The sequence below is a fragment of the Bradyrhizobium sp. WSM1417 genome (genome assembly GCF_000515415.1).
GTDB lineage: Bacteria > Pseudomonadota > Alphaproteobacteria > Rhizobiales > Xanthobacteraceae > Bradyrhizobium.
The window spans coordinates 6513963-6535568 of sequence record NZ_KI911783.1 but is presented as its reverse complement, the minus strand read 5'-3'; the positions used below and the strand labels follow the sequence as shown (position 1 = coordinate 6535568).

General features: G+C 63.4%; 22 protein-coding genes. 13 read left to right on the top strand and 9 right to left on the bottom strand.

Features of this window, described 5'->3' with window-relative positions; all coding sequences use genetic code 11:
* Position 1 precedes the first annotated feature (1 nt).
* Both BRA1417_RS0131940 and BRA1417_RS0131935 read right to left on the bottom strand, forming a co-directional pair.
* Positions 2-457, bottom strand: a complete 456-nt coding sequence (locus BRA1417_RS0131940) for a cupin domain-containing protein (protein WP_007601580.1) — start codon at positions 455-457, stop codon at positions 2-4.
* 29 nt (positions 458-486) lie between these two features.
* Positions 487-1662, bottom strand: coding sequence for an ABC transporter substrate-binding protein (locus BRA1417_RS0131935; RefSeq protein WP_027519266.1), 1176 nt, complete (start codon positions 1660-1662; stop codon positions 487-489).
* A 64-nt stretch (positions 1663-1726) separates the two neighbouring features.
* Here BRA1417_RS0131935 and BRA1417_RS0131930 point away from each other — a divergent pair, with 64 nt between their 5' ends.
* The 4 genes from BRA1417_RS0131930 (at position 1727) to BRA1417_RS0131915 (ending at position 4748) form a co-directional block, all read left to right on the top strand.
* Positions 1727-1918: a hypothetical protein gene (locus BRA1417_RS0131930; RefSeq protein ID WP_156949011.1), complete on the top strand. Its 192-nt coding sequence runs from the start codon at positions 1727-1729 to the stop codon at positions 1916-1918.
* A gap of 21 nt (positions 1919-1939) precedes the next feature.
* Positions 1940-2431: a MarR family winged helix-turn-helix transcriptional regulator gene (locus tag BRA1417_RS0131925; RefSeq protein WP_027519264.1), complete on the top strand. Its 492-nt coding sequence runs from the start codon at positions 1940-1942 to the stop codon at positions 2429-2431.
* Between the two features lie 145 nt (positions 2432-2576).
* Positions 2577-4268 carry a benzoate-CoA ligase family protein gene (locus tag BRA1417_RS0131920; protein WP_027519263.1) on the top strand — a complete coding sequence of 564 codons (1692 nt, stop codon included), beginning with the start codon at positions 2577-2579 and terminating at the stop codon, positions 4266-4268.
* A gap of 15 nt (positions 4269-4283) precedes the next feature.
* Positions 4284-4748: a RidA family protein gene (locus tag BRA1417_RS0131915; RefSeq protein ID WP_027519262.1), complete on the top strand. Its 465-nt coding sequence runs from the start codon at positions 4284-4286 to the stop codon at positions 4746-4748.
* A 45-nt stretch (positions 4749-4793) separates the two neighbouring features.
* Here the strand turns inward: BRA1417_RS0131915 and BRA1417_RS0131910 are convergent, their stop codons facing one another.
* Complete coding sequence (locus BRA1417_RS0131910) at positions 4794-5522, bottom strand: CBS domain-containing protein (protein WP_027519261.1); 729 nt, start codon at positions 5520-5522, stop codon at positions 4794-4796.
* Positions 5523-5706: 184 nt separating this feature from the next.
* On the opposite strand from BRA1417_RS0131910, the gene BRA1417_RS41255 reads away from it, so the two are divergent.
* Positions 5707-6126 carry a hypothetical protein gene (locus BRA1417_RS41255; protein ID WP_245286299.1) on the top strand — a complete coding sequence of 140 codons (420 nt, stop codon included), beginning with the start codon at positions 5707-5709 and terminating at the stop codon, positions 6124-6126.
* Entirely contained in the window at positions 6123-7973 is a 1851-nt protein-coding gene (locus tag BRA1417_RS0131900; protein ID WP_027519260.1) for an alpha/beta hydrolase, read from the top strand. Before BRA1417_RS41255 ends, BRA1417_RS0131900 begins: the two co-directional genes overlap by 4 nt.
* Here BRA1417_RS0131900 and BRA1417_RS0131895 read toward each other — a convergent pair.
* Together BRA1417_RS0131895 and BRA1417_RS0131890 are read right to left on the bottom strand one after the other, a co-directional pair.
* Entirely contained in the window at positions 7970-8941 is a 972-nt protein-coding gene (locus tag BRA1417_RS0131895; protein WP_027519259.1) for a CHAD domain-containing protein, read from the bottom strand. The genes BRA1417_RS0131900 and BRA1417_RS0131895 overlap by 4 nt on opposite strands.
* 12 nt (positions 8942-8953) lie before the next feature.
* A complete protein-coding gene (locus BRA1417_RS0131890; protein ID WP_027519258.1) occupies positions 8954-10486 on the bottom strand; it encodes a bifunctional aminoglycoside phosphotransferase/ATP-binding protein in 1533 nt (510 codons plus the stop codon).
* 194 nt (positions 10487-10680) lie between these two features.
* On the opposite strand from BRA1417_RS0131890, the gene BRA1417_RS0131885 reads away from it, so the two are divergent.
* Together BRA1417_RS0131885 and BRA1417_RS0131880 are read left to right on the top strand one after the other, a co-directional pair.
* Complete coding sequence (locus tag BRA1417_RS0131885) at positions 10681-11520, top strand: universal stress protein (protein WP_027519257.1); 840 nt, start codon at positions 10681-10683, stop codon at positions 11518-11520.
* Positions 11521-11590: 70 nt separating this feature from the next.
* The gene (locus BRA1417_RS0131880; RefSeq protein ID WP_027519256.1) at positions 11591-14284 is read left to right on the top strand and encodes a bifunctional acetate--CoA ligase family protein/GNAT family N-acetyltransferase; all 2694 of its coding nucleotides are present in this window, start codon (positions 11591-11593) and stop codon (positions 14282-14284) included.
* Between the two features lie 9 nt (positions 14285-14293).
* On the opposite strand, the gene BRA1417_RS0131875 is transcribed toward BRA1417_RS0131880, so the two are convergent.
* Both BRA1417_RS0131875 and BRA1417_RS0131870 read right to left on the bottom strand, forming a co-directional pair.
* Positions 14294-14782: a phage holin family protein gene (locus tag BRA1417_RS0131875; protein WP_027519255.1), complete on the bottom strand. Its 489-nt coding sequence runs from the start codon at positions 14780-14782 to the stop codon at positions 14294-14296.
* The gene (locus tag BRA1417_RS0131870) at positions 14783-15058 is read right to left on the bottom strand and encodes a hypothetical protein (RefSeq protein ID WP_027519254.1); all 276 of its coding nucleotides are present in this window, start codon (positions 15056-15058) and stop codon (positions 14783-14785) included.
* 175 nt (positions 15059-15233) lie between these two features.
* Between BRA1417_RS0131870 and BRA1417_RS0131865 the strand changes: the two genes are divergently transcribed.
* From BRA1417_RS0131865 to BRA1417_RS0131855, 3 genes are read left to right on the top strand one after another with little or no spacing between them, the layout of a single operon-like run.
* Complete coding sequence (locus BRA1417_RS0131865) at positions 15234-16370, top strand: ABC transporter permease (protein WP_027519253.1); 1137 nt, start codon at positions 15234-15236, stop codon at positions 16368-16370.
* A gap of 2 nt (positions 16371-16372) precedes the next feature.
* Positions 16373-17140: an ABC transporter ATP-binding protein gene (locus BRA1417_RS0131860; protein WP_027519252.1), complete on the top strand. Its 768-nt coding sequence runs from the start codon at positions 16373-16375 to the stop codon at positions 17138-17140.
* Between the two features lie 3 nt (positions 17141-17143).
* Positions 17144-18247, top strand: coding sequence for an MlaD family protein (locus tag BRA1417_RS0131855; protein ID WP_027519251.1), 1104 nt, complete (start codon positions 17144-17146; stop codon positions 18245-18247).
* A gap of 6 nt (positions 18248-18253) precedes the next feature.
* On the opposite strand, the gene BRA1417_RS0131850 is transcribed toward BRA1417_RS0131855, so the two are convergent.
* Positions 18254-18571, bottom strand: a complete 318-nt coding sequence (locus tag BRA1417_RS0131850; RefSeq protein ID WP_027519250.1) for a cytochrome c — start codon at positions 18569-18571, stop codon at positions 18254-18256.
* A gap of 148 nt (positions 18572-18719) precedes the next feature.
* Between BRA1417_RS0131850 and BRA1417_RS0131845 the strand changes: the two genes are divergently transcribed.
* Positions 18720-19430 carry a helix-turn-helix domain-containing protein gene (locus BRA1417_RS0131845; RefSeq protein WP_027519249.1) on the top strand — a complete coding sequence of 237 codons (711 nt, stop codon included), beginning with the start codon at positions 18720-18722 and terminating at the stop codon, positions 19428-19430.
* 496 nt (positions 19431-19926) lie between these two features.
* Complete coding sequence (locus BRA1417_RS0131835) at positions 19927-20655, top strand: Crp/Fnr family transcriptional regulator (RefSeq protein WP_007601607.1); 729 nt, start codon at positions 19927-19929, stop codon at positions 20653-20655.
* Here BRA1417_RS0131835 and BRA1417_RS0131830 read toward each other — a convergent pair.
* A complete protein-coding gene (locus tag BRA1417_RS0131830) occupies positions 20652-21428 on the bottom strand; it encodes a cyclase family protein (protein ID WP_027519248.1) in 777 nt (258 codons plus the stop codon). The two genes, BRA1417_RS0131835 and BRA1417_RS0131830, sit on opposite strands and share 4 nt — an antisense overlap.
* Between the last annotated feature and the right edge of the window lie 178 nt (positions 21429-21606).

Sequence of the window (21606 nt, the reverse complement as noted above, 5' to 3'; positions counted from 1 at the left end):
GCTAGCCGCCGGGAGGCGGCGGCAGGAAGTGGATGTTGAACTCGGCCGCCATCGCCACCACGTCCTCGGGCTTCTGTTCCTTCATGTTGTGAAGGCCCCAGAACAGGTCGAACAGCTTGCGTGTCGGTGACACCCAGAACAGCACCTTCGCCGTTTGCTCCGATTTGTTGAAGATGCCGTGCGGCACGCCCATGCCGAGCCGGATCAGGTCGCCCGCGGTCGCCTGTGACTCGGAATTGCCGAGCATGAAATCGAGCTTGCCCTCCAGCATGTAGAGATATTCATCCTGGTCCGGATGAATGTGCGGCGGCACGAACGTGCCCGGCGGCAGCGTCGCATGCCAGGAGAAGCTGTGCTCCGTATTGCTCTTCGGCACATAGGTCTGGCCGAGGATGTTCCAGGAGATGCCCTGGATTCCCTCATTGGCCCGTGTGATGCCGGTGATTTCGCTCTTCATTGTGATCCTCCCTCGACGCGACCTGCGGCTTAGTTCGCCGCCTTGCAGTCCTTGGCGTAGCGGTCGCCGTAATTCTCAAAGACTTTCTGGACGATCTCGGTCTGGAACTTGCCGTCCGCGCGCTTGGCGACTTTGGTAAGGTAGAAATCCTGGATCGGATAGCCGTTGGTGTTGAACTTGAAGGCGCCGCGCAGCGAGGTGAAGTCGGCCTTTTTCAGAGCGGCCGCGACCGCGTCCTTGTTGGAGAGGTCGCCCTTCACGGCCTTGACGGCGCTGTCGATCAGCATCGCGGCATCATACGCCTGGAAGGCGTAGGTGCCCGGCACGCCGTTATAGGCGGCCTCGTAGGCGGCGACGAACTTCTTGTTCTGGGGATTGTCGAGATTGGGCGCCCAGTTCGCGCCGCCGAACATGCCGACTGCGGCGTCCTGCTGCGCCGGCAAGGTCGATTCATCCACCGTGAAAGCCGAGAGCACCGGAATGCTGTCGGCAAGGCCGGCCTGCCGGTATTGCTTGACGAGATTGACCCCGAGGCCGCCGGGCATGAACGTGAAGAGCGCATCCGGCTTCTGCGATGAAATCTTGGAAAGCTCCGGCTGGAAGTCCAGCGTGTTCAGCGGCATGTAGGATTCCTCGACGATCTCGCCCTTGTAGTCGAGCTTGAAGCCGGCGACCGAGTCCTTGCCGGCCTGATAATTCGGCACCATCAGATACATGCGCTTGTAGCCGCGATCCTGCGCGACCTTGCCGAGGATCTCGTGCACCTGATCGTTCTGATACGAGGTCACATAGAAGAACGGGTTGCAGTCCTTGCCGGCAAACGTCGACGGGCCGGCATTGGGGCTGATCAGGAAGGTCTTCGATTCCGTGACCGGCCGGTGAATCGCCTGGAGGATGTTCGAGAAGATCGGACCGACCACGAAGTCGACCTTGTCGCGCTCCAGAAGGCCCTTGACCTTGGTGACCCCTGCGTCCGGCTTCAATTCGTCGTCGACCACGACGACCTCGACATCGCGGCCGCCCATCTTGCCGCCAAGATCCTTGACCCCGAGCGCAAAGCCGTCGCGAACCTGTTGGCCGAGCGCGGCGGCGGGTCCCGAGAGGGTTACGATCACACCCAGCTTGATTTTCTCCTGGGCGAGGGAAGGGCTCACCGCGGTGCCAAGCAGCAAGGCGGCTGCGGCCAACGTCATTTGCGTCTTCATGATCTCTCCCCCGTGACAACAGGACTTGCGTTGCAAGCCGCTACTCCAATCCAAGTTTATGCCGATGATTGCTGCCGCGGCAAGCGAGCTCAAAGCGTCGTCATCTGCGGGCAGCGGTGCATGCAAGCGGCGCGCCAATTATTTGAAGCCTAAAGAAATCGGCATGCGGTCGATTGTTGCGGCTTTAGGCTTGCAGCCGGCTTCGATTTATTTGAAGCTGAAAATGTTGGGAATCCGTGCCGGGCGCCAATGCTAGGCCGTGAGTGACTGCATCAACATGCTCGATTCCGAGACCAAGGCCGTCGAAACTCCGGAGGATCACGCCGAGGAGCTTCGGCTGTGGCTACGCCTCTTGACCTGCACGACCCTGATCGAGGGCGAGGTCCGCGGCCGGTTGCGGCAGCGCTTCGACGTCACATTGCCCCGTTTCGACCTGATGGCGCAGCTCGACAAGGCACCCGACGGCATGACGCTGTCCGACGTTTCCAAGCGCATGATGGTGTCGAACGGCAACGTAACCGGTCTCGTCGAGCGCCTCGTGGAATCCGGTCATCTCGACCGCCGCACGTCGGAGACGGACCGCCGCGTCCAGGTGATCCGGCTGACCAAACTCGGTCGCGCCGAATTTCGCAGAATGGCCGCGGAACACGAGACCTGGATCGCCGATCTCTTCGCCGACCTGACGCCGAAGGAGGTGCGCGAATTGATGCGGCTGCTCGCCAAGACCAAGGCATCGGCGCAGAAATCGGCCGGTCGCCGCCGGGCCTAGTCCGCGGCTGACGTGCCCATCCATCCCATTTGCCGCCCGAAAAAGCACGGATGCCCAAAATCCGCTATTGCACGAAATTGCTTTAAGCCTAAAATGTTTCCAAGTTAGTGCTGCCGGGTGCTTTCCATGCTGAAAGGAGCGTGCGATGGCCAACGCCGCCAAGGTTCAAGTCTCGGGCTCGCATGACGACAATGCCGCGACAGCCCATGTCGATACGTTCGCGCGGCAGTATCTTCCGCCACCCGAGCTCTGGCCGGAATTCGTCTTCACGCGACCGGAACTGCAATATCCGCCCCGCCTCAACTGCGTCAGCTACTTCCTCGACCGCTGGGTCGAACAGGGACATGGCGACGCTCCCTGCGTGATCAGCCCGGCCGTCAGCTACACCTATCGTGAGCTGCAAACGCTCGTGAACCGTATCGCCAATGTGCTGGTCGGCAAGCTTGGTCTCGTCACCGGCGGGCGCGTGCTACTGCGCTCGGCCAACAATCCGATGATGGTCGCGACCTATCTCGCGGTGATCAAGGCCGGTGGCATCGTCGTCGCGACGATGCCGCTGTTGCGTGCCAAGGAGCTGTCCTATCCGATCCAGAAGGCCGAGATCACACTCGCGCTCTGCGACGGCAAGCTCGCCGACGAAGTGGAGAAGGCGAAAGCCGCAGCCCCCGGCCTCAAGCGCGTAGTCTATTGGGGCAACGGCGCCGGCGACTCGCTCGAGGCGCTGATGGGGGATGCAAGTCCGGACTTCAAAGCTGTCGATACCGCCTCCGACGACGTCTGCCTGATCGCCTTCACGTCGGGCACGACCGGCGATCCCAAGGGCACCATGCATTTCCACCGTGACATGCTGGCGGTCTGCGATGGCTATGCGCGCAACATCCTGCGCGCGGAGCAGAACGATCGCTTCGTCGGCTCGGCACCGCTCGCCTTCACGTTTGGCTTCGGCGGCGTGCTGTTTCCGATGCACATCGGCGCCTCCTTCGTCGTTCTGGAGAAGACGGCGCCCGACGAGATTCTGAGTGCGATCGAGCAGTACAAGACCACGGTCTGTTTCACCGCGCCGACCGCGTACCGGGCGATGATTGCCAAGCTTCCGGGCCGTGATATTTCCTCGCTTCGCAAATGCGTGTCCGCCGGCGAGACGCTGCCGAAGCCGACATTCGATGCCTGGCTGAAGGCGACCGGCATCAAGCTGATGGACGGCATCGGCTCGACCGAGTTGCTGCACATCTTCATCAGCGCGACCGAGGACGAGATCCGCCCCGGTGCGACGGGCAAGCCGGTGCCGGGGTATGAAGCGAAGATCGTCGATGATTCCGGCAATGACGTTCCGCCGGGCGTGATGGGACGGCTTGCCGTGCGCGGGCCGACCGGATGCCGCTATCTCGCCGACGAGCGGCAGCGCAAATACGTCCAGAACGGCTGGAACATCACGGGCGACACCTATCTGATGGATAGCGAGGGCTATTTCTGGTACCAGTCACGCTCGGACGACATGATCGTGTCGGCCGGCTACAACATCGCAGGCACGGACGTCGAGGCGGCGCTGCTCACGCATCCGTCCGTCGTCGAGTGCGGGGTCGTCGGCGCGCCGGACGAGGCGCGCGGCATGATCGTGAAGGCCTATGTCGTTGCCGCGCCGGGCGTAACGCCGGACGCCGGGCTCGTGGCTGCGTTGCAGGAGCATGTCAAACGCGAGATCGCGCCGTACAAATATCCGCGCGCGATCGAGTTCGTGACGCAACTGCCGAAGACCGAGACCGGCAAACTAAAGCGCTTTGCCCTGCGGCAACTGGCGCAGACCGCGGTGACCTCCTCCGGCGTCGCGGCGGGATGAGAGAAGGATAGAGAATTGTCCGTAACGACGCCGAAAGGCCCGCATCTCGCGGTGCTGCCGACAGCAGCCGAGGATGAAACCTGCGCCAGGGCGCAGGTGCTCCAGCCGTCCGGTTGGCCGGTGCCGAAAGGCTATGCCAACGGCATGGCCGCCGAGGGACGCATCGTCGTCACTGGCGGCGTCATCGGCTGGGATGCCGAGGAGCGTCTCGCGGAGGGTTTTGTCGCGCAGGTGCGCCAAACGCTAGGCAACATCGCCGCGATCCTCGCGGAGGCCGGTGCGCAGCCCGAGCATCTGGTGCGCCTGACCTGGTACGTCGTCGACATGGACGAGTACCTGACGAACCTGAAAGAGCTCGGCAAGGCCTATCGCACCATCTTCGGCGCGCACTACCCGGCGATGGCGCTGGTTCAGGTCGTCCGCCTCGTCGAGAAAGCGGCGCGCGTCGAAATCGAAGCCACCGCCGTCATCCCGCGCTGAACTGCGGTCGGTGCGCGCTCAGCTTGGCTTGGTCAGCTTGCCTGGTCAGCTTGCTTTGGCGAGGTCATCGTCCTCGGGCGAGTTCAGGTATATTCCTGACATGGTGTCGACCCAGCAAAGATGGTCGTGCACCTTCTTCACGCCGCTGACGTTCTCCGCTGCGACGACCGCGGCCTGTCGCGCGCGCTCCTCGGTGATGACGCCGCTGAGATGAACGATGCCGTCACGGACGATGACGTTCAGCCCAAACGGGCACCACTCGTTCTTCTCCATGGTATCGATGATGCGGCTGCGAATGTGATCGTCGTCCGCGGTCGGGTCGGGTACGTCTCGGGCGAGGTCCGCCACCGCCTGGAGCAGGTTCGCCCGCGACACGATGCCGACGATTTTGTCGCCGCGGATCACCGGCAGACGCTTCACATTGTTCCGTTCCATGAGATCGACGATCTCGGCAAGCGCCGTATCCTCGGTGATGGTCACCGGTGAAGAGGTCATCACCTCCGAGACCTTGCGGCCGTGCTCGTGGACGAAATCGCTGGCCGATTTGCCGGATCCCAGAATGAACCGCAGCCAGCGCCCGCGTTTGCGTCCCGTTCCGATTTCGCTGCGGCGGATGAAGTCGCCTTCCGAGACTACGCCGACCAGCTTGCCGGCATCATCCACGACCGTGAGACCGCTGACATGCCGCTTCAGCATGATGTTTGCCGCCTCGACGATGCTGGTGTCGGGGGTAACCGAGATGACCGACCGGGTCATGATCTGATGGGCACGCATGGCGGACTCCGCTGATTGTGATGACGTCTGAAGTTCAGCTTAATCTCGGCATCGCCACTCGATTTGATGCAGGTCAAGCGAGGAAAGTCCGCCGCGGCGGGTGCGTAGCCCGACTTGATGCAGCTCAACGTTCCCGGCCGGGTTGGCCGTACCCTGATGGAGAAGCACCCCAAGGAGACTGATCGTGAGTGAGCTCGTCCAGTTGCAAGAGCCTGCGGCCGAACCATTGCCTTTAAATCCAATTGCAGGGCTAGCCAGCGCGAACCAGCGTGCACTGGATACCGCTCTTGGTGCGCAGGGGCTCATATTCGAAGAGGTCGTGTTCATGGCCAACGAATTCCTGGACCGAACGCAAACCGAAACGCATTTGTTTGCGGAGTTCGCGTCGAAACTGGCCGGCTCTCACTCCGTGAAGGATTGGACGACCATGTACCAGGAATGCAGCCAGCATCAGCTCGACTTCATTCGTCGCGACTGCGATCGGTATCTTCGGCATGGCGAACGGGTCGCGGCAGCCATCTTCGGCATGCTCAACCCGCGGTCGCGAGTGACCGGCGCGGGCGCTAACGGAAAGTCCGAAACGAACAAGAATATTCAGCCATGAACGTTGCGCAGGCATCGAACCTCCTGTTGGCTGAAGGGCAACTGGCGTCCGAGCCGCCCCTCGATCTGGTAAAGAGTTCCGCAACGCCGGCCGCGGTCGTCCAGCAGCCTATTCCGGCTGCCGATGCGCCGTCCGTGCCCGAACCATATCCGCTCGATCGGGCCTTCCATGCGATGCTGGCGCGATTCACGGGTGGAATTTCGCCCTTAGCGCTGTCGCTCGCCTATCTCGATTGGAGTTCGCATCTTGCAGCAGCACCGCAGCGCCAACTGGAAAGGGCGCGCGACATCGTTCGGGACAGCACCCAATATTTCGACGCCGTCGCGCATGCCGCTGCACCAGGCCAAAACCCCTGGTCGGTGATCAAGCCTCAAGCGCAGGACCGTCGCTTCGCAGGGCCGTTATGGCAAAGCCCTCCTTTCAACTTGATGGCGCAGTCGTTTCTCCTCGGAGAGCGCTGGTGGCACGATGCCGCGACCGGCGTACGCGGCGTCACGCCCGCGAATGAGGCAATCGTCGAGTTCTCAGGGCGCCAGATGCTCGACATGCTTGCACCATCGAATTTTGCCGCCACCAATCCCGAGGTCCTTCGGAAAGCCTTACAGAGCGGAGGAGAGAATTTCGTACTCGGCTGGCAGAACTGGTCCAGGGACTTGATGCGCATACTCTCCGCGGGGAAGCCGGCAGGCAACGAACAGTTCGTTGTCGGCAAAACCGTCGCGACGTCGCCCGGTAAGGTGGTTTATCGCAACGAGCTGATCGAGTTGATTCAGTATCATCCCACCACCGAAAAGGTGCGGCCGGAGCCGATCCTGATCGTGCCAGCCTGGATCATGAAATACTACATCCTCGACCTGTCGCCGCGGAACTCGCTCGTCAAATATCTGACCGGCGAGGGTTTCACCGTATTTGCGATATCCTGGCGCAATCCGAACGCGAGCGATGGCGACGTGGCGTTTGATGACTATCGCACATCGGGCGTCCTTGCTGCGCTGGATGCGATCGCCTGCATCTTGCCGCGCCGGAAAGTTCATGCCCTTGGCTACTGCCTCGGTGGCACGCTGTTGTCGATCGCGGCCGCCGCGATGGCGCGCGACGGCGATAACCGGCTGAAGACGATCACGATGCTCGCTGCGCAGACAGATTTCACCGAAGCGGGCGAGCTGACGCTTTTCATCAACGAGAGTCAGGTCTCGTTTCTCGAAGACATGATGTGGGAGCGGGGATATCTCGATACGACGCAGATGGCGGGCGCCTTTCAGCTGCTGCGCTCCAACGATCTAATTTGGTCGAGGCTCTCGCACGACTATCTGCTGGGCGAGCGCGCACCGCCGAGCGACTTGATGAGCTGGAACGCCGACGCTACGCGCTTGCCCTATCGCATGCATTCCGAATACCTGCGCAAGCTGTTCCTCGGCAATGACCTGGCTGAAGGTCGCTACCGCGTCGACGGCAAGAGCATATCACTCTCCGACATCCACGCGCCGATGTTTGTCGTCGGCACAGTCAGGGACCACGTAGCCCCGTGGCAGTCCGTCTACAAGATTCACTATCAGGTCGATGCCGATGTGACCTTCTTGTTGACGAGTGGAGGTCATAACGCCGGCATCGTCGCGCCTCCTGAGGAGCCCAGGCACAGCTACCAAGTCATGACCAAGGCGGAGGATGCGCCCTACGTCGACCACGATGAATGGCTGAAACTGGCACCGCGCGCACAGGGATCTTGGTGGCAAGAATGGTCCAGATGGCTGACTGCCCGCTCTGGTGAACTCGGTGAGTCGCCACGGATGGGGTTTGGGAACGTCGACAGCCTGCCCGATGCGCCGGGAGACTACGTCCACACCTAGTCCTCAGGCTCCGCATTCGGCGCAAGGTCGGCGGAGCGGAACGGCTTGGCCTTGTCGAGTTTGTGGTAGGCGCGCGAGGCGGTCCGCAACAGTTTCTTTTCGCGCTTGCGATTGCGGAAGCGAATGCCCGCCTCGGGGACGGTCTCGTTCAACGACGCCGCCAGGGCCTGCCCTCGCGCATCGTCGTTCAATTGCCCGAGAGATTTTTGCGCCTTGCGCAATTGCTTGAGGATCGACTTCTGCTTGGCCAGCGATTCGTCGGCGAATAGGTCGTCCAAGGACTCGATCGAATAGGTCAACCGCTTGTTGAGAAGCCGCAGCTTGTGCCGCTTCTCGACGTCGAGCTTGCGGAGCTTGCGCGCTTTCTTGAGCAGCGTCTTTTCCCATTCCGTGAGTTTCGCTGTTGCGTGGTCGGCGAGCGTGCAGCGGCGCAGCCTGATGGCTTCCTTGCTGCGCCGGGTCGACCACGGGCCGCTCTCGATCCAGGCTGACGTCTGTCCGACAAGACGGCGATACCGCGCGGATTGCAGCGCGCGCGCCAGCTGGCGATGGCTCTCGGCGCGCTTCTCGTCCCAGTGCTGGAGCTCGGCAATCACGGTCAACTCGCCGCCACTTTCGGCGATGACCCGCTCGATCGCTACGTCGAGGTCCCGTACCATGCCGAACTGGCTGTTCAACCATTTCAGTTCGGTCCAGACCTCCGGCCGCACGGCGTCATCGACCATCGGCGAGAAGAAGCGGATGGCGGTGCGCAGATGCGTGAGTGCAATCCGGATCTGGTGCAGCGCCTCGGGGTCGCCGCGGCAGGTGCCGTCATGCTGGGCGAGAACAGCGGCGAGGTGACGGCGAGTGATGATCCGGAAGGCCGTGTCGCAGACCATGCTCGGGCTGAGGCGGCCGGGCAGGACATTGCGCCTCGCCGAAGGCTTAACGCGCGCGGCCGTCGAACTCGTGCTGGGTCGCGCCATTTGCAGATTGCCTTACTTGCTCCCGGCGATCGCGTCCCGGCAGTTCTGGAGCGTCTGCTCTTGCGTCCCGGATGCATCGATGGTCGCCCAACCGACATGGCCGATATTATAGTGCTCTTGCAGCGCGGCAACCTCCTGCGTGGCGTCGGATGCGTCGCCCCGGCGGCCGCCGATCCGCGCCTGCCGGGTCGCAAGGTCCGCAACCAGAAAGAGGCCGCTTAGCGGCACTTTGCGCTCGCGCGCCAGTGCGGCGACCGCGTCTCGTTCGTCCTCGCGGGCGAACACGCCATCGATGATCGCTGAATGGCCTTGCGCCAGCACCCGCCCGGCGTGCCGAGCCAACATGTCGTAAACGCGGGCCGTGACCGCCGGCGTGTATGCGGATGCCGGCAGCCGGTCCGTTTCCTCGACCCCGAACATCTGCTTGCGGACGAGGTCGCTGCGCAGCACGACGGCGCCCGGCTGCGGCGTAATGTCCGGCGCGAGCGCGCGTGCCAAAATCGTCTTTCCGGTGCCTGACAGTCCGCCGACTGCAATCAGTCGGGGAGCGGGCGGCTGGATCAGCGCGCGGGCGAGGCCAAAGTAGCGCCGTGCCTCGTCGAGAATGCTGGGATCATCGGAATGCGGCGGCTTCAGCCGTGCCAGCGCGACTTGGGCGCGGATCGCCGCCCGGATAGACATGAATAGCGGCAGTGCGGAGAGCGCGTCGAGATTTTCGACTGGCGTCGCGGCGAGATAACGGTTCAGCACGATGTTGGCCGCGCGTGGCTGATCGTGGTGCAACAGGTCCATCAATCCGAATGCGAGATCGTAGAGCACGTCAGTGGTTGCGATCCGGGCGTCGAATTCGATCGCGTCGAACAGCACCGGCCGCTCGTCGATCGACACGATGTTCGCAAGATGCAGGTCGCCATGGCAGCGGCGCACGAAGCCTTGACGGCCGCGCTCTTTGAGCAAAGGCCGGAGGCGGAGGAACATTGCTTGCGAGTCTCTGCCGAGTTCTGCAATCTCTTCGGTTTCGAAATGATTGCCGGTCCGCAGGCCATTGCTGTTGCCATCGATCAGGCCGGGAATGGAGGAAACCCATGCATATCCGTCGGCGCGAACAGCCTGCGCATGCGAAGCCACGATCGCGTCGGCGACAGCCGAGGCAAAATTTGCATCCAGCGGGCCTGCCTTGGCCAGATGATCCAGCGTCCGGCTTTCGTCGAAGCGCGACATCTCGACCGCATACTCGAGCGGCCGGCCACTTCCGTCGATCTTCACCGATCCATCGGGCTCTTCCGTGATCGGCACGACGCGGTGATAGATCTGCGGCGCCAGCGGCCGGTTGATCCTGATCTCCTCCTCACACGCCGCCTTGCGCTTCTCGAGCGTCGAATAATCGAGGAACGGAAATTTCACGGCGCGCTTGATTTTCAGAGCGCGCTTGCCTTCGAGAAAGACCGAAGCTGCGTGCGTATCGATCCGCCTCACGTTCGGATGCCCAGCGGAATCGGTGAGCGCCGCAAAGATACGGTCCTGGGTCGCAGAATCGTCTGTCATTCCAGCTGCTACGTCCAGATGCGTCGGAAGGCGGCTCGCCCCGCGATCAGGGTAATCCATAGAAGCAGACCGCGGCCAGTCCTTGACTTCGGTCAACGCGTGTCTCCCTCCGACCGGTCGGGAGCTCCCGGGCTTGACGAGGATCAAGCGTCCCGACCAAAGCCAGCCTATTCTGGCGCCTGAGGAGAATCCCGATGCCCATCAAGGACGTCTTTCTGCCGCTCGTCGGCCAGCCACGCGGCCCGGCCCTTGCTGCGATCGAGAAATGCGTGGCCGTTGCCGCCGACCTCGGCGCCAGGATCACCGCGCTTGCGCTCGAAGAGGATGTTTTCGTGCGGCCGAAGGTGATGCTCCCGGATGATTCCGATGCGGCCGAGGCAAACGGATCGCTTGGGGCGGGCGACACGCAGGATCTCCTGGGTGCGTTCACCCGTGCAACCTCCCGCACCGGCATTCGCGCTCAAAGCCGGTCGGCCAGGGTTCCGGCAGACCAGATCGCGTCAGTCCTGGCCGAATACGGGCGCTTCAGCGATCTCACGCTGGTCCCCGTAAAGCCACACGACAGCCGAACCGAGCACATCATCGAGACGCTGCTGTTCGAATCCGGGCGGCCGGTGCTGCTCTGCCCGGAGCAGCATGTGGACGAACTGCGACCGGAATTCGAGAACGTCATGATCGCCTGGGATCACTCGGCGCGTGCGGCGCGTGCGGTCGGCGACGCGCTGCCTATCCTTCAGGCAGCCGCCGTAGTTCGCGTGGTGACCGTGGCGGACGACAAGTCCGACGCGATCGTGCAGTCCGGGACGGCTCTCGTCGATCATTTGAGAGAACACGGGGTCTACGCCTCGTTCGAAACCGCGAAGGGCAACGGCAGCTCGACTGGCAAGGTGCTCGGAAGCTGGGCGAATTCCCATTCCATCGATGCGATCGTGATGGGCGCCTACCATCATTCGCGCCTGAACGAGATCGTTTGGGGCGGTGTGACAAAGACTGTCATTGGCGAGCCACCGTGCTGGGTTATGATCTCGTACTAGGCGGGTCGCCAGTCTATCGGGCTTGATCGTCAACCATCGGAACCGCCACCGACCGGGCGCATTTGCTTTCATGTCAACCTATCGTCTGAAGAACCTGCTGTCGCCGCGTTCGGTCGCGCTCGTTGGTGCCAGCGCCCGCCCGGTCTCCGTTGGACGCGCCGTTCTGGAGAACATACGTAAGGCTGGATTCACGGGGCAGTTCGGCCTCGTCAATCCGCGCCATGCCGAGATCGGCGGCATCGCGGCCGTGGACAGCCTCGATCAATTGCCGTTCGTGCCCGAGCTTGTGGTCATCACCGCGCCGGCGCGCGCGGTTCCCGGCATTGTCGATCAAGCCGGGAGACGCGGCTCGGCGGGTGCCCTGATCGTCTCGGCCGGGCTCGGTCACGGACCGGGCTCCCTCCACGAGGCCGCCATTGCTGCGGCCCGCAAATACGGCATGCGGCTGATCGGGCCGAACTGCTTGGGCATCATGATGCCCGGCGTGAGCCTCAATGCGAGCTTTGCCGCGCACATGCCGGGGCCGGGGAATCTCGCGCTGATCTCGCAATCGGGCGCAATCGCGGCCGGTATGGTCGATTGGGCCGCACAGCGCGGCGTCGGCTTCTCCGGCATCGTCTCGATCGGCGATCAGATCGACGTCGATATTGCCGATCTGCTCGACTATTTCGCGATGGATCACAAGACCCGCGCGATTCTGCTCTACATCGAAGCCATCAAGGACGCCCGCAAGTTCATGTCGGCCGCGCGTGCCGCGGCGCGTGTGAAGCCCGTTGTCGTGGTGAAGTCCGGCCGAATGGCGCAAGGCGCGAAAGCGGCCGCCACCCATACCGGTGCACTCGCGGGCGCCGACGCCGTCTATGACGCGGCGTTCCGGCGCGCGGGCGTCCTGCGGGTCTCCGATCTCCGCGAGCTGTTCGATTGCGCCGAGACGCTCGGCCGCGTCGAATCGCCGGCGGGAAAGCGCCTCGCCATCCTGACCAATGGCGGCGGCATCGGCGTCCTCGCTATCGACCGATTGGTAGAGCTCGGCGGCATTCCGGCGACCATCTCGGCGGACGCCCGAAAGAAACTCGATGACGCGCTGCCGCCGACCTGGTCCGGCGCAAATCCCGTCGACATCGTGGGCGACGCCGATGCGTCGCGCTATGCGGCGGCGCTGGAGGTGCTGCTCGCCGATCCCGACAACGATGCGGTCCTCGTCCTCAATGTGCAGACCGCGATCGCCTCGGCTGCCGATATCGCAACGATGGTGACCGAACGCGTCAAGGCATATCGCGAGAAGCACCGCAGTTGGGCCAAGCCGGTGCTTGCCGCCTGGATCGGGGCAGACCAGAACATCATCGAAACACTGTCCGGCGCGGGCATCCCGAACTATCCGACCGAGGACGACGCCGTGCGCGGCTTCATGTACCTTGTGAGGCATCGCGAAGTCGTGGAGGAGCTGAGCCAGGTTCCACCCGCAATGCCCGATACGTTCGTGCCGGACGCACGTGCTGCGAAGCAGATCGTCGCTGCTGCCATCGCAGATGGCCGCCAATGGCTCGAACCCGTCGAGATCAAGCACCTGCTCGAAGCCTACGATATCGCGATGGTGCCCACACACGCCGCGGCGGATGTCGAGCAGGCGGTGGCCTACGCGAAAGACATCTTTGCGCAAGGCGCCACCGTCGTGCTGAAGATCATGTCGCGCGACATCGTCCACAAATCCGATGTCGGCGGCGTCGTGCTCAATTTGACCACGCCCGACGCGGTGCGCGCCGCCGCCACCGACATCCTCGCCCGGGCAAGCAAGCTGCGTCCGCAAGCCCGCATCGAGGGCGTCATCGTGCAGGCGATGGTCGTGAAGGCGAAGGCGCGCGAGTTGATTTTGGGCCTCGCCGACGATCCGACCTTCGGCACCGTCGTCGTGTTCGGGCGCGGCGGGACCGCGGTCGAGATCATCAACGACAAGGCGCTTGCGCTGCCGCCGCTTGATCTGCAATTGGCCCGCGACCTGATCGACCGCACGCGTGTGTCACGGCTGCTTCGCGCTTACCGGGACGTGCCGGCGGTGAAGCCCGACGCCGTCGCCATGGTCCTGGTCAAGCTGGCGCAGATGGCCGCCGACATTCCCGGGATCCGCGAATTCGACATCAATCCGCTGCTGGCGGATGAAACCGGCGTGACCGCGGTCGATGCCCGCGTCGCGGTCGGGCTGCCGCAAAGGAAGTTTGCGGGCTCCGGCGCTGCCAATTTCGCCGTTCGGGCCTATCCGTCGCAATGGGAGCGCCGCCTCAAGCTCAAGGAGGGCTGGCGGATCTTCGCGCGGCCGCTGCGTCCGGAGGACGAGCCGACCATCCACGCATTCCTGCGTCATGTCACGGCGCACGACCTTCGCCTGCGTTTCTTCGCGCCGATGAAGGAGTTCACCCACGAGTTCATCGCGCGCCTGACCCAACTCGATTATGCACGCGCGATGGCCTTCATCGCGTTCGACGAGGCGACCGGTGAGATGGTTGGCGTGGTCCGACTCCACTCGGACTCGATCTACGAGAGCGGTGAATATGCGATCCTGTTGCGGTCCGATCTCAAGGGCAAGGGTCTGGGATGGGCGCTCATGCAGCTGATCATCGACTACGCGAGATCGGAGGGGCTCAAAGCGATCTCCGGTGATGTTCTCAGGGAGAACACCACCATGCTCGAAATGTGCCGGCAGCTCGGCTTCGAGGTGAAGCCGGATCCCACCGAACCGGATATTTGCGACGTCAGGCTGAAACTCTGAGCGCGACCGCTATGAGCGCGCTTCAGCCGGATTTGCGGCGGGGGCCTCGTTGGCCGTTTTCCGCAAAGTCTTGATCAGGACCGCAATCAGCGGCACCAGCACGGGCAAGATCGTGCTGAGCGGATGATGTACGGCCCCCGACACCTGGGCCTGGAATGTGCGTGCCTCGAGCTGAAGTGCTTCGATGGATGCGCCGTGAATCTCGTTGGCGAGTTCGATGTCGCAGCCTGCAGGAGGCCGGCCGGCAATCACAAAGAGAATTGCGGCGATGGCAAAATTGACGGTGCCGAGGATGGCCGCCGCGCCAATGGCACTCCAGATCTGCACCAGTGCGAAATAGGCGGAGAGCTCCAGCATCAGGAGCCCGAATGCGGCGATCAGCGCCGCAAAGGCGCGCAGGCCGAGGCCGATCAGCAGGTGGCGCAGTCTGATGTCCGCGATGATCCTATCGGTACGCCAGAGCACACGCAGATGTTTGACGACATTTTCCGTGTTCACCTAGTGCCTCCGCAGCATGAAGCCGACGACCACGCCGAGCGCGAAGGCCGAGGCAAGTGATGTGATCGGGCGGTCCGTAATGAGGCCCTGAAGCTGCTCCTGCTCCTCGTCGACGGTCTCGCCGAGCTCGGCGAGCGCAGCCTTGATCTGATCGGCAAGCGCCTCCGCACGGGCTTTCGAACTGTCGAACATCTCCTCGCCGGCGGTGCTCAGCAAGCGTGTGACGTCAACCTTCAGCGTGCGCAGTTCTTCGCTCATCCTGTCGCTGTCGAACATGGATCTGATTTCCCCGTTGATGGAATCAAACTTAGGACCCGCCGGCGCGACCGCGCTTGATTTGCGTCAAGGAGGCAGACGCGTCGTGGTCTTGAGACAGGTCAAACCGGCTGCCACATGCCGGCCTAGAATGACCGGCTGAATGGGGACCCGGTTGTCCCGATGAGGTGGAAGCGTGAACTCCGAACCGCTGTTGCTGGCAACGCCCTCCGGCGAAGAGCTGAAATTGTGCCCGGAAGGGCCGTGGATTGCCGCGAATGTGTCGATGCTGGAGACGTTGTCCCGGTCGGTCGGGGCGGATGTCGATCGATCCAGAACCGTGACGCTGGACATGTCAGGCGTCAGCGCGCTCGACACGCTCGGCGCCTGGGTCCTGGAAAAGCTGTCGCGCAGAGCTTCATCATCCGGCAGGTCGGCCGAGTTTATCGGTGTCGCCGACCATTTCAGTGGCCTGATGGACGAGGTGCGTCAGGTCAACCGCCACACGCCGGCGCCGACGCCCGCACCCAACCCTGTTCTGCTCAGGCTGAACGATCTCGGCAAGTCCACGGTCGGCGCGCGCGAAGACATCACGATCTTTCTTCAAATGCTGGGCGCGCTGTTCATGGCCGTGATCGGCGTGCTGCGCCGGCCGCGCTCGCTGCGACTGACATCGTTGATCTATCAGCTCTACCGCATCGGCTGGCAGGCCATCCCCATCGTCGTGCTGATCACCTTCCTGATCGGCGCCATCATCGCCCAGCAGGGCTTCTTCCATTTCCGCAGGTTCGGTGCGGAGTCCTACACTGTGGACATGGTCGGCATCCTGGTGCTGCGCGAGCTCGGCGTGCTGATCGTCGCCATCATGGTCGCCGGCCGCTCGGGAAGCGCCTACACCGCCGAGCTCGGCTCGATGAAGATGCGCGAGGAGATCGACGCGCTCTCGACCATGGGCCTCGATCCCGTCCACGTCCTGATCCTGCCGCGGGTTGCGGCCCTGGTCATTGCGCTGCCGATCCTTGCTTTCATCGGATCGATCGCCGCACTCTATGGCGGCGGCCTGGTCGCGCAGTTCTACGGCGGCATGGCGCCGGCGATCTACATCGCGCGGCTGCACGACGCGATCTCGGTCGCCCATTTCGAGGTGGGCATCCTGAAGGCGCCGTTCATGGCGCTGGTGATCGGAATCGTCGCCTGCAGCGAGGGCTTGCGCGTGAAGGGCAGCGCCGAGTCGCTGGGACGACAGACCACGACGTCGGTCGTCAAGTCGATCTTCCTGGTGATCGTGCTCGACGGCCTGTTCGCAATCTTCTTCGCCTCGATTGGAATGTGATGATGGGCGAATCGCAGGAGCAGTTCGCGATCCGCGTCCGCGACCTCGTGGTCGGCTTCGGCCGGCAGACCGTGCTCGATCATCTGTCGCTCGACGTGCGCCGGGGTGAGATCCTCGGACTCGTGGGGGCGTCCGGTGGCGGCAAGTCGGTGCTGATGCGAACTATCATCGGCCTCATCCCGCGCCAAGGCGGGACCATCGAGGTCACGGGACGGCCGATCGGCGGCCGCACCGAAGGCGCGGCCACGACATGGGGCATCCTGTTCCAGCAGGGCGCGCTGTTCTCCTCGCTGACGGTCCGGCAGAACATCCAGTTTCCGCTCCGTGAGAATCTCGTCCTGTCGCAGGAGCTGATGGACGAGATCGCGATCGCCAAGCTCGAAATGGTCGGACTGCGGGCGCAGGACGCCGATAAATATCCGGCGGAGCTGTCCGGTGGCATGACCAAGCGCGTCGCGCTGGCGCGCGCGCTCGCACTTGATCCGCCGATCCTCTTCCTGGACGAGCCGACTTCGGGCCTCGATCCCATCGCGGCGGGTGATTTCGACGCGCTGATCGGGACCCTGCAAAAGACCCTCGGCCTCACCGTGTTCATGGTCACCCATGATCTGGCGAGCCTGACCACGGTCTGCGATCGGGTCGCCGCTCTCGCCGATGGCAAGATCGTGGCGATCGGTCCGATGCGCGAACTGCTGCAATCCGAGCATCCCTGGGTGCGCGCCTATTTCCATGGCAAGCGCTCGCAGATGCTGCAACACGAGATGAGATGAGACATGGAAACCCGCGCTCCCTACGTGTTGATCGGCAGTTTCGTCCTGGCGGCGATCCTCGCTGTGTTCGGCTTCGTCTATTGGCTGAACAACACCGGCGGCATCGGACCGCGCACGAGCTATCACGTGCAATTCCAGGGCCCGGTGCCCGGTCTTCTGGTCGGCGCCGGCGTGCTGTTCAACGGCATCCGCGTCGGTGAGGTCACCCAGCTCGGGCTTGCGCCGGACAATCCGCGCTTCGTCAATGCGACGATATCGGTTGCTTCAACCACCCCGGTGCGCGCCGACACCAGGGTCGGGCTCGATTTCCAGGGACTGACCGGCGTGCCGGTGGTGACGCTGGAGGGAGGCATCATCGTCACCAAATCCGGCGAGCCCCCGACCCTGATTGCCGAGGCCGGAGCGGGCCAGAGCATGACGCAGGCCGCGCGGGATGCACTGCGGCGGGTTGACACCGTGCTGGAGGACAATTCGGGCCCGCTGAAGGACACCATCGCCAATCTCAAGACCTTCTCCGACGGGCTTGCGCGCAACACCGGCAAGATTGACGGCATTTTGGCGGGCCTGGAGAAGATGACCGGCGGCGGAACGCCGGCGCAGAAAGTCACCTACGACCTGCGCACGCCGCAGAACCTCGGTCCGGCCGGCAAGACGCTCTCGGCGTCACTGGCGGTCCCCGAGCCGACCGCGGTCGCCATGCTGCAGACCCAGCGCATGCTGTTCGCCCCTGGCGGCGACAATCCGGGCTTTGCCGAGTTCCTCTGGGCCGACAGCATTCCCAAGCTGGTGCAGGCGCGGTTGATCGACAGTTTCGAGAACTACGACATCGCCCACGCGCCATTGCGAACGGCCGATCTCGGGCAAGCGGACTATCAGCTGCTGATCGACATCAGGCGCTTCCGCATTGCCACCGAAGGGGAGACACGGGTCGAGATCGGCCTGTCGGCCCGGATCGTCGACAAGAACGGCAAGGTGATCGCCTCGCGTCTCGTCGAGACCAGCGAGAAGCTCGACAAAGTCGAACCGGTCCCAGCGGTCGCAGCGTTCGATAGGGCCTTCACGCGTATCGCGAAAGAGCTGATCGGCTGGACGGTGCAGGCGGTGTGAGGCCGGCTATTCCAGGGTCTTGAGGTAGGACAGGAGATCGTGGATCTGGTCCGGACTGAGCTCGAAGGCCGGCATGTCGGCGTGGCCGGTGTTGATGCCCTCGGCCAGCGCCTCCCCAAGGCTCTCGATCGGATAGCGCTGGTGCAGGGCCCGCAGCGGCGGTGCGATCTTGAGCGGACTGTTCGACGCACGGTCGATCGCGTGGCAGCGCGCGCAATTGGCGCGCGCAAAGGCCTTGCCGCGTTGTTCGGCGGTCGGGGCCGCCACGGCAGGCGTCATCAGAAGCAACCCGATCAACCCGTGACGCAGCGTTCCTTGCAGCATGTAAAGTGACTCCGTTTAAGTCTGGGAGAAGAATAGGGCGGGGATTCCCTCCAAAATTGATCTGGGTCAACCGGCTTTGGCGCAGTGCAGTAAAATGCAGCTGCGCGGCGGAATGGGCCTGATGGGCAGCCGGCGCTTGGAGCGGTCGATGAAGCCCGTAGTCACGATTGAGCCGAACTGGCAGCTCTGCAGCGATTGCGCCGTTCGGGCATCAGCGGTTTGTTCGTCGTTGGATGCGGTCGAGCTTCGGGAATTCGAACATCTCGGTCGGCGCGTCCATTTTGCCTCGGGCGAGACCGTGTTCTCCGAGGAGGACATCACCACCTCGTTCTACAATCTCATCGAGGGCGTCATGCGGCTGTACAAGCTGCTGCCCGACGGCCGCCGGCAGATCGTGGGCTTTGCCTTGCCCGGCGATTTCCTGGGGATGAATATCTCGGGCAGGCACAATTTTTCGGCCGATGCGATCGGCGCGGTGACCGTGTGCCAGTTCGCGAAGGTACCCTTCGGCCGCTTCATCGAGGACCGGCTGCACCTCCTCAGGCGGATCAACGAGCTGGCAATTCGCGAGCTGAACCAGGCCCGGGACCACATGGTCCTGCTCGGCCGCCGTTCGGCGGACGAAAAAATTGCGGCCTTTCTGCTGGGCTGGCGCGAGCGGCTGGTTTCGCTGAAGGGGGCGTCGGACACGGTTCCGCTTCCGATGAGCCGCCAGGACATCGCCGACTACCTCGGCCTGACCATCGAGACCGTCAGCCGCACCTTCACCAAGCTGGAGCGCCACGGCGTGATCGAGATCATTCATGGCGGGATCAGCCTGCTCGATGCGGCAAAGGTCGAGGCCTTGGCCGCAGCCTGATTTCGACGCAGCGCGGCTCGATTTTGATCGGGATCAATGCATTCGGCCGGGTGCCTCGAATAATGCCTGAAACCACAGGGGAGGGCATCATGCCGGCTGACGCGTTGCTTATGAGCATCTTTGTCGTGGCAATCTTTGTCACATTCGCCGGGGCACTGGTCTGGGCAGACCGGCAAACCAGTCCAGGCCGGCTCAAGTCAGACGTCAAGCGTCAAAGCTCCTGAGATCGCGGTCGCATTTGCGGCGCCCGCGGCGTGGGCTATGCCGTGCGAGTCCGGGAGGGTTGGCAGCGCCTCAACGCAAGGCGGCGTGCGGCGCCTGCAACTCTGCATCGCCTAGGACGCATTGGCTCATCCTTCGGCTGCCGGCTTCGCACCTGACCGCGGCATTTTCGCCGCGTTTGCCTCAAATCGAGAGCATGCTTTCCGGTTGAAAAACTGGGCTACACTGACTACGCAGGGACCCCAGTGCCTCGCAGTCTTAGGAGCCCAGTGGCGTGCCTCAGGACAAGACCGGCGACGACCCCCGACAAGCGGCGGGGAATAAATTATCGGTCCTGCGCAAGCACCCGATCTTTGCGGATCTGGAGCCGGAGGCGCTGGATCAGCTCTGCCGTTACGCCAAGCACACCACGGTGAAGCGCGGCGCGACGATCGCCGCCAAGGGCGATCCCGGCAACAATCTGTTCGCGGTGATCACTGGGACGGTGAAGATTTCCTCTTCGTCGCCCGACGGCCGTAACGCCATTCTCAATCTGATCGGTCCCGGAGAGATCTTCGGCGAAATCGCGGTGCTCGACGGCGCCCCGAGGTCGGCCGATGCGACCGCCAACACCAATTGCGAGCTCTACATCATCGATCGCCGGGACTTCCTGCCGTTCGTGAAGAGCCAGCCGGCGCTCGCAATGAAATTCATCGAGCTGCTCTGCGCGCGCCTGCGCTGGACCAGCCAGCAGGTCGAGCAGGTGATCCTGCAAAATCTGCCGGGCCGGCTCGCGAGCGCGCTGCTCGGCCTCACCGAAGAGCGCAAGTTCGACTCCGGCAGCGGCACGCTTGCCATCACGCAACAGGAGATCAGCGAGATGGTGGGGATGACGCGCGAGAGTATCAACAAGCAATTGCGCGCCTGGGCGGGCCGCAACTGGGTTCGCCTCGAGCACGGCGCCATCGTCGTGCTCGACATGGATGCCTTGCGCGAACTCGCCGAGAGCGGGCTCGACAGCTAGCTGTCGATGATCGCGACGGCGCGGGTCCAGCCCGCGGAGGCCCGCTCGATCTTCACCGGAAAGCACGAGACCGTGAACCCGGTCGAAGGCAGCTGGTCGAGATTGTGCAGCTTCTCGAGATGGCAATAGCCGATGTGCCGCCCCGCCTTGTGGCCCTCCCAGATCAGGCCGGCATCTTTCGTTTCGGCGTATTTCTTCGCGGTATGGACGAAAGGCGCGTCCCAGCTCCAGCCGTCGGTGCCGGTCAGCCGCACGCCGCGTTCGAGCAAATACATGGTGGCCTCATAGCCCATGCCGCAGCCTGAGCTGACATAGTCGGCTTGGCCGAACCTGGCGCCGGCGCCGGTGTTGACGACGACGATCTCCAGCGGCGACAGCGTATGCCCGATCCGCCTCAACTCCTTCTCGACGTCGTCGGCGCTCGCCACATAGCCATCGGGGAGACGCCGGAAGTCGAGCTTCACGCCGGGCTGAAAGCACCATTCCAGCGGCACCTCGTCGATCGTCCATGACGGCTCGCCGCGATTCATGGTCGGATGGAAGTGCCAGGGCGCATCGAGATGCGTGCCGTTATGGGTCGAGAGCGAGACCTGCTCGACGGCCCAGCCCTGGCCGTCCGGCAGGTCCTGTGCCGTGAGGCCCTCGAAGAACTGCAGCATCCGCGGCAGGCCCTGCTGGTGATCGATGTACTGGATCGTCGGGTGATTGCCCGGCGGATCCGCCGTCACGTCGTTTCTGAGCGGCACGGAGATGTCGATCAACTTCCGCGGCATGGGCATTCCTCGGGATGGTCCGTTTTGTTTCGCAGCATCTTGAGGGGGCCCCACCGGCGGCGTCAAGCAACGCGCATGAACGCTTGCCGCGCCAGACGACAGATGATTTCGGAAAAATGGGACGATGGGCCGGTTGTCTGCCCAAAGCCGGCTTGATCCATCGATGCAACTCTAGCAT

What these genes read in the sequence shown, in the direction of transcription:
- BRA1417_RS0131895 (WP_027519259.1), bottom strand. Translation starts at nt 8,941, where the DNA reads ATGGCGCGACCCAGCACGAGTTCGACGGCCGCGCGCGTTAAGCCTTCG.
- BRA1417_RS0131925 (WP_027519264.1), top strand. Translation starts at nt 1,940, where the DNA reads ATGCTCGATTCCGAGACCAAGGCCGTCGAAACTCCGGAGGATCACGCC.
- BRA1417_RS0131845 (WP_027519249.1), top strand. Translation starts at nt 18,720, where the DNA reads ATGAAGCCCGTAGTCACGATTGAGCCGAACTGGCAGCTCTGCAGCGAT.
- BRA1417_RS0131930 (WP_156949011.1), top strand. Translation starts at nt 1,727, where the DNA reads ATGATTGCTGCCGCGGCAAGCGAGCTCAAAGCGTCGTCATCTGCGGGC.
- BRA1417_RS0131830 (WP_027519248.1), bottom strand. Translation starts at nt 21,428, where the DNA reads ATGCCGCGGAAGTTGATCGACATCTCCGTGCCGCTCAGAAACGACGTG.
- BRA1417_RS0131935 (WP_027519266.1), bottom strand. Translation starts at nt 1,662, where the DNA reads ATGAAGACGCAAATGACGTTGGCCGCAGCCGCCTTGCTGCTTGGCACC.
- BRA1417_RS0131940 (WP_007601580.1), bottom strand. Translation starts at nt 457, where the DNA reads ATGAAGAGCGAAATCACCGGCATCACACGGGCCAATGAGGGAATCCAG.
- BRA1417_RS0131880 (WP_027519256.1), top strand. Translation starts at nt 11,591, where the DNA reads ATGTCAACCTATCGTCTGAAGAACCTGCTGTCGCCGCGTTCGGTCGCG.
- BRA1417_RS0131920 (WP_027519263.1), top strand. Translation starts at nt 2,577, where the DNA reads ATGGCCAACGCCGCCAAGGTTCAAGTCTCGGGCTCGCATGACGACAAT.
- BRA1417_RS0131885 (WP_027519257.1), top strand. Translation starts at nt 10,681, where the DNA reads ATGCCCATCAAGGACGTCTTTCTGCCGCTCGTCGGCCAGCCACGCGGC.
- BRA1417_RS0131855 (WP_027519251.1), top strand. Translation starts at nt 17,144, where the DNA reads ATGGAAACCCGCGCTCCCTACGTGTTGATCGGCAGTTTCGTCCTGGCG.
- BRA1417_RS0131910 (WP_027519261.1), bottom strand. Translation starts at nt 5,522, where the DNA reads ATGCGTGCCCATCAGATCATGACCCGGTCGGTCATCTCGGTTACCCCC.
- BRA1417_RS0131900 (WP_027519260.1), top strand. Translation starts at nt 6,123, where the DNA reads ATGAACGTTGCGCAGGCATCGAACCTCCTGTTGGCTGAAGGGCAACTG.
- BRA1417_RS0131860 (WP_027519252.1), top strand. Translation starts at nt 16,373, where the DNA reads ATGGGCGAATCGCAGGAGCAGTTCGCGATCCGCGTCCGCGACCTCGTG.
- BRA1417_RS0131890 (WP_027519258.1), bottom strand. Translation starts at nt 10,486, where the DNA reads ATGACAGACGATTCTGCGACCCAGGACCGTATCTTTGCGGCGCTCACC.
- BRA1417_RS0131870 (WP_027519254.1), bottom strand. Translation starts at nt 15,058, where the DNA reads ATGTTCGACAGCGACAGGATGAGCGAAGAACTGCGCACGCTGAAGGTT.
- BRA1417_RS0131850 (WP_027519250.1), bottom strand. Translation starts at nt 18,571, where the DNA reads ATGCTGCAAGGAACGCTGCGTCACGGGTTGATCGGGTTGCTTCTGATG.